A 6,652-nucleotide genomic window follows, 5' to 3' on the forward strand; every position below is an offset into this window, starting at 1 on the left:
CGTTCCATATGGACACATCTGTCCTATGAAACATCTCCTTCACATCACTAAACGAAACGCGAATGTGATCAACATCCCACTTCAGGGCGTGCGCAGCGGGTCGATACCGCAGTGCCCCTTCCCGAGAGTTCTTCCCCATGAATGCGTCTGTCCGTGCTCCGCGCCTGCAGTCCAAGCTGCTCGGCGCGGTTTCCGTTGGTCTGGCCGTGGTCCTGCTGTGCGCTCTGGCCGGCCTGGCCTCCGCCTGGTTGAAGTTGTCCACCGAGGTTCCACCCGAAGTCGCGCACAGCCGCGATGCCGAACGCCTGCAGCGCGAGTTCCGCGGCCAGGTGCAGGAATGGAAGAACGTGCTGCTGCGCGGCCACGACGACGCGTTGCGCCAACGCCACCTGGACGCCTTCGACAGCGAGGGTCGTCTGGTCGAGCAGCTGGCCAAGGGCCTGGTCAGCAGCCCGGATGCACGCACGCGCGAACTGGCGCAGGCGTTCATCGGCCTGCATGCGCAGCTGCAGCAGGACTATCACGCGGCGCTGCAGGCGTTCGCCGAGGCCAGCTACGATCCCGCCGCCGGCGACAACCTCGTGCGCGGCAAGGACCGCCCGGTGACAACCGCGCTGGATGCGTTGAGTACGCACGCCACGCAGGTGGCCGAAGCGGCGGTAGCGGCCCGTTCGCAGCAGGCGCGGCAGACGCTGCTGCTGTGCGCGGCGCTGACCGTGCTGGCCGCCGTGCTGCTGCTGATGGGCCTGGGCTGGTGGCTGCGGCGTGCGGTGGTGCAGCCGGTGCTGGCGGTGGAAGCCGCTGCGCGTGCAGTGGCCGCCGGTGATCTGCAGCATGTTGTGCAGGTGCGCAGCCGCGATGAGATCGGTCGCCTCGCGCAGGCCATGCAGGCCGTGCAGTCTACGCTGCGCGGTGTGCTCGATGCACAGGCCACGATGGCACAGGCGCATGAAGCCGGCACCATCAGCCACCGCATGGACGCCAGTGCCTTCTCCGGCGCATTCGGCGAAATGGTCGCCGACAGCAACGCACTGGTCGATGCGCACATCCAGGTAAAGCTGCGTGCGATTGCGATCATGGGTCGTTACGCCATCGGTGACCTCAGCCAGGACATGGAACGCCTGCCCGGCGAGAAGGCAGTGATCACCGACGCACTGGATACCGCCAAGGTCAATCTAGGCATGATCAATGGCGAGATCCGCCGCCTGGCCGAAGCCGCTGCCGCCGGTGACTTCAGCCAGCGTGGCGACAGCGCGCGCTTCGAGCATGACTTCCGCGCGATGGTCGATGGCTTGAACCGGTTGATGCAGACCACCGAGCAGAACCTCGGCGAGGTCTCCAGCATGCTGCGTGCGATCGCCGATGGTCGCCTCGGCGCGCGCATGCACGGCGATTTCCAGGGCGTGTTCGCGCGCATCGCCGGCGATGCCAACACCACTGCCGCGCAGCTGGCGACCATCGTCACCGACATCAAGCACGCCTCCGGCAACATCCACACTGCGGCTGCAGAGATCGCCGCCGGCAACAATGATCTGTCGCGCCGTACCGAGCAGCAGGCGGCCAATCTGGAAGAAACCGCCGCGTCGATGGAAGAACTGACCTCCACCGTGCGCCAGAACGCCGAGCACGCACGCCAGGCCAACCAGCTGGCGATCGGCGCGCACACGGTCGCCTCGCAGGGCGGCAACGTGGTCGGCCAGGTGGTGACGACGATGAGCGCGATCGAAACCTCGTCGCGGCAGATCGCCGAGATCATCAGCGTGATCGATGGCATCGCGTTCCAGACCAACATCCTGGCGCTGAACGCGGCAGTGGAAGCCGCGCGTGCCGGCGAGCAGGGCCGCGGCTTCGCGGTGGTCGCCAGTGAAGTACGCACGCTGGCGCAGCGCTCGGCGGCGGCCGCGAAGGAGATCAAGGCGTTGATCGAAGCCTCGGTTGAGCAGGTCGGGCACGGTGCGCAGCGCGTGCGCGAGGCCGGTGACACCATGGCCGAGATTGTGGCATCGGTGCAACGCGTGACCGACATCATGGCGGAGATTTCCGCGGCCTCGCAGGAGCAGAGCGCGGGTATCGAGCAGGTCAGCCAGACCGTGATCCAGATGGATGGCACCACCCAGCAGAACGCCGCGCTGGTGGAGGAAGCCAGTGCCGCCGCACGCAGCCTGGAACAACAGGCGAACCGGTTGATCGATGCGGTGGATGTGTTCGATCTGTCGACCACGGCGGCAGCGAAGGACGCGTTGGCGCGCGCAGCCTGAGTGATCCGGTTGCCGGCCAGCGGCCGGCACTACCCGTGCGATGTGCCGGCCGCTGGCCGGCAGCGTCCGCCGCCACATGGGTAGCGCCCGACCATTGGTCGGGCGACGGCGGGATCAGTGCGGACCAACGGTCCGCACCCACCAGAGCGGCCGCACCCACCGGCGCGTGCGGTAGTGCCGGCCGCTGGCCGGCAACCTCCGCCCCAGCATGGGTAGCGCCCGACCATTGGTCGGGCGACGGCAGGATCAGTGCGGACCAACGGTCCGCACCCACCAGCGCAGCCGCGCCCACCGGCGCGTGCGGTAGTGCCGGCCGCTGGCCGGCAACCTCAGCGCACGTAGTCGCTCTGCGCCATCGCGTCGGCCAGGTAATCCACGAACGAGCTGATCCGCGACGATACGGCGGTGTTGCGGTAGTACACCGCATGGATCGGCTGGTACACATCCAGCGTCTGCGCCGCCAGCACCTGCACCAGGGTGCCGGCGCTGCGGTCGCGATCGGTGACGAAGTCAGACAGGCAGGTGATGCCCACACCTTCCACCGCCAGCCGGCGCAACGTCTCGCCACTGGATACGGCAATATCCGGGCGCACCAGCAGCAGCCCATCCGACTCTCCGGGCAGCGGCCAACGGTTGAGTGATTCCGGCTCGTTGAAGCTGAGCAGCGTGTGCTGGCCCAGTGCGGCGACGCTGGCCGGTTCGCCGTGCCTGGCCAGGTAGGCCGGGCTGGCCACCAGCCGCAGCTGGCAGCGGCCCAGCAGCCGCGCATGCAGGGTGGAGTCGGCCAGCGGGCCGATCCGGATCGCCAGATCGGTGCGCCGTTCGAGCAGGTCGATGTAGCGGTCGGAACTGTTCAACTCCAGCTGCACTTCCGGGTAACGCGCGCGATAGCCGGCCACCAGCGGCGCGATCACGTGCAGCACGAACGGCATCGCCGCATCCACGCGCAGGCGCCCCGCCGGGCGCTCGCGGCGCGCCGCCATCTGTTCCTCGGCCGATTCCACCGCATCGATGATCGCGCGCGCATGGCGCAGGAACGCCTCGCCCTCGGCGGTCAGGTGCAGGCGGCGGGTGGTACGGGTCAGCAGGGTGATCCCCAACTTGTCCTCCAGCCGCCCCAGGGCGCGGCTCACGCCCGAGGGCGTCTGCCCCAGCTGCTCGGCGGCGGCACTGATCGAGCCGCTGTCGATCACCGAAAGGAACGCCTGCATTTCATCGAGAGTGGTCTTCATGTCCCTATTATTGACTGCACGGCAATAGTGATTGGCGTGAAGGCCGGTTTTTCGGCAAAGGTCGGCGGCGCAGACTGCGCAGCCTCTTCCTCCTGCTGGACCCTGTCATGACCCGTGGCATTCCCCTCGCCCTGCTGGCGTTGACCCTCGGCGCCTTCGCCATCGGCACCACCGAATTCGTCATCGTCGGCCTGATCCCGACCATCGCCGGCGACCTGCAGGTCAGCCTGCCCTCGGCCGGCCTTCTGGTCTCGCTGTACGCGCTGGGCGTGGCCATCGGTGCGCCGGTGCTGACCGCGCTGACCGGACGCGTACCGCGCAAGCAACTGCTGGTGGCGCTGATGGTGTTGTTCACGCTCGGCAATGTCGTCGCCTGGATGGCACCCGGGTATACCTCGCTGATCATCGCCCGCATCCTCACCGGCCTGGCGCACGGCGTGTTCTTCTCGATCGGCGCGATCATCGCCACCGCCGTGGTGCCGAAGGAGAAGGCGGCCAGCGCGATCGCCATCATGTTCACCGGCCTGACCGTGGCGCTGGTGACCGGCGTGCCGCTGGGCACCTTCATCGGCCAGCATCTGGGCTGGCGCGCGACCTTCCTGGCGGTGGCCGGCCTCGGCGTGGTCGCCCTGATCGGCGCGCTGTTGTTCGTTCCGCGCAACCTGCCACAGAGTGCGCCGGCCAGCCTCCGCCAACAGCTGGCCGTGCTCGGCCAGCCACGCCTGCTGCTGGTCTATGCGATGACCGCGCTGGGCTATGGTGGCACCTTCCTGGCCTTCACCTATCTGGCGCCGATCCTGCAGGACGTCACCGGCCTGCCGGCCAATGCCGTGAGCCTGGTGCTGCTGGTGTACGGCGTGTCGGTGGCGATCGGCAACCTGTGGGGCGGGCGCATGGCCGACCGCATGGGCCCGGTGCCCGCGCTGAAGCGCATCTTCGGACTGCTGGCATTGGTGCTGTTCGTGCTCACGTTCACTGCCTACAACACCTGGTTGATGCTGCTGACGGTGCTGGCGCTGGGTGCGGTAGCGTTCGGCAACGTGCCCGGCCTGCAGGTCTACGTGGTCAAGCAGGCGCAGCGCTATGCACCGCAGGCCACCGACGTGGCCTCAGGCCTGAACATTGCCGCGTTCAACGTCGGCATCGCCATGGGCGCCTCGCTGGGCGGCCTGGTGGTGGAGCACATCGGCCTGATGCATACCCCATGGCTGGGCGCGCTGGTGGTCGTGCTGGCCTACGCGCTGACCGTGCTCAGTGGCCGCCTCGACCGCCGCGATGGCGTCGACCACCGCGCCGACGGCATTGCCGCCACCGCGCATTGATCCATGCAATGCACCGTTGCCGGCATGCATACGGTGCCTGTCCTAACCTCTTCCCTCTGCTACTCCCTTCCCCCCGTTGGAGCTTCCCATGACTGTCCCCGCTTTCGGTCTCGGCACCTTCCGCCTCAAAGACCAGACCGTGATCGACTCGGTGCGCAATGCGCTGGAGGTCGGTTACCGCGCCATTGATACCGCGCAGATCTACGGCAACGAAGCCGAAGTCGGCCAGGCCATCGCCGAGTCCGGCGTGCCGCGTGATGATCTGTACCTGACCACCAAGGTGTGGATCACCGAGTTCAAGCGCGATGCGCTGCTGGCCAGCCTGCGTACCAGCCTCGAGAAGCTGCGCACCGACCGCGTCGACCTGGCGCTGATCCACTGGCCGTCACCGAATGACAAGATCGATGTGCCGATGGAGGAATACCTGCCAGCACTGGCCGAAGCCAAGGCGCAGGGGCTGACCCGCGAGATCGGCATCTCCAATTTCACCATCGCGCAGACCCGCAAGGCGATCGAGATCCTCGGTGCCGAAGCCATCGCCACCAACCAGATCGAGATCCACCCGTACCTGCAGAACCGCCTGCTGGTGAAGTTCCTGCAGGACAACGGCATCCACATCACCGCCTACATGAGTCTGGCTTATGGCGAAGTGCTGAAGGACCCGGTGATCCAGGCCATTGCCGGCCGTCACCAGGCCACCCCGGCGCAGGTTGCGCTGGCCTGGGCGCTGCAGCAGGGCTTCTCGGTCATTCCGTCGTCGACCAAGCGCGAAAACCTGGCAGCCAACCTTGAAGCAGCGGCCGTACGCCTGACCGACGAAGACATGGCGCAGATCGCCAAGCTGGATCGCGGCCATCGTTTGGCGAACCCGGAAGGTATTGCCCCGGCCTGGGATTGATCCCAACCGCGGTTACGGATCGGAATCGGTAGGTGCCGACCTTGGTCGGCACCTACCTCTGGTCAGTCGATGACACATCGTGCCGACCAGGGTCGGCACCTACCAAAGGCAGAGCTATCCCTCGCCTTGCAGCAACCACTCGCGCATCGCCGCACTGACCTCGTCCGGCTTTTCCATCGGTGCCAGGTGTCCGCAATCGGGCACCACCACCAGCTGCGAATGCGGCACCAGGGCGTGCACCTCCTCGCTCACCGCCAGCGGCGTGATGCGGTCGTTCGCACCGCACACGATCAGCAATGGATCGCGGTAGCCAGCCAGCACATCATGGCCATCACGGCGTTCCAGCGCGCTCTGGCGCAGGAACACTTCCGCCCCCAGGCGAGCGGTCATGTCGCGCACACGCTGCACCAGCACGTAGTCATCCAGCCGCGAGGCATCGATGTAGCTTCGCATCAGCGCGTCACCGAAGCCGTGGAATTTTCCCGGCAGGCGCACGCTGGCACGTTGGCTACGGCGCTGCTCGGCACGTTCCGGCGAATCGGCATGGATCGAGGTATCGATCAACGCCAGCTGCAGCACACGCTCGGGCGCGATGCGCAGGATCTGCTGAGCGACGAAGCCGCCGAGCGAGAAACCTGCCAGCGCAAAGCGCTCCGGCGCCTGAGCCAGCACGTCCTCGGCTACGCCCTGCAGGGTTTCGCCGCGAGTCTGGTCGCCCACCGTGCAATCGGCGATGTCGGCCAGGTCAGCCAACTGTGAGCGCCACAACTCGGCGTCGTTGAGCAGGCCGGGCAGCAGCAACAGGGGGATACGGTCGGTCATGGGGGTATTGTCGCGCCATCACGGTGACGGAGCCATGCCGCAACGGGCGGTTGCGTTGTAGAGTCGAGCCATGCTCGACTGCTCCACAGCCAGTCGAGCATCTGTCTCTTATACACATCT

General features: G+C 66.9%; 5 protein-coding genes. 3 read left to right on the forward strand and 2 right to left on the reverse strand.

Going from position 1 to position 6,652, the window contains the following annotated elements; translation table 11 throughout:
- The first annotated feature begins 137 nt into the window (after positions 1 to 137).
- Positions 138 to 2,258 carry a methyl-accepting chemotaxis protein gene (locus AC5O77_RS04700; RefSeq protein ID WP_494506537.1) on the forward strand — a complete coding sequence of 707 codons (2,121 nt, stop codon included), beginning with the start codon at positions 138 to 140 and terminating at the stop codon, positions 2,256 to 2,258.
- A 329-nt stretch (positions 2,259 to 2,587) separates the two neighbouring features.
- Here the strand turns inward: AC5O77_RS04700 and AC5O77_RS04705 are convergent, their stop codons facing one another.
- Complete coding sequence (locus AC5O77_RS04705) at positions 2,588 to 3,490, reverse strand: LysR family transcriptional regulator (RefSeq protein ID WP_006401534.1); 903 nt, start codon at positions 3,488 to 3,490, stop codon at positions 2,588 to 2,590.
- 107 nt (positions 3,491 to 3,597) lie between these two features.
- Between AC5O77_RS04705 and AC5O77_RS04710 the strand changes: the two genes are divergently transcribed.
- Together AC5O77_RS04710 and dkgB are read left to right on the forward strand one after the other, a co-directional pair.
- Positions 3,598 to 4,812 carry an MFS transporter gene (locus AC5O77_RS04710; RefSeq protein WP_006401536.1) on the forward strand — a complete coding sequence of 405 codons (1,215 nt, stop codon included), beginning with the start codon at positions 3,598 to 3,600 and terminating at the stop codon, positions 4,810 to 4,812.
- An 88-nt stretch (positions 4,813 to 4,900) separates the two neighbouring features.
- Positions 4,901 to 5,710, forward strand: coding sequence for a 2,5-didehydrogluconate reductase DkgB (gene dkgB, locus AC5O77_RS04715; RefSeq protein WP_494506538.1), 810 nt, complete (start codon positions 4,901 to 4,903; stop codon positions 5,708 to 5,710).
- 114 nt (positions 5,711 to 5,824) lie between these two features.
- Here the strand turns inward: dkgB and AC5O77_RS04720 are convergent, their stop codons facing one another.
- A complete protein-coding gene (locus AC5O77_RS04720; RefSeq protein ID WP_494506539.1) occupies positions 5,825 to 6,532 on the reverse strand; it encodes an alpha/beta fold hydrolase in 708 nt (235 codons plus the stop codon).
- Positions 6,533 to 6,652 lie beyond the last annotated feature (120 nt).

It is taken from the genome of Stenotrophomonas sp. INTA L402-1, from assembly GCF_059295135.1.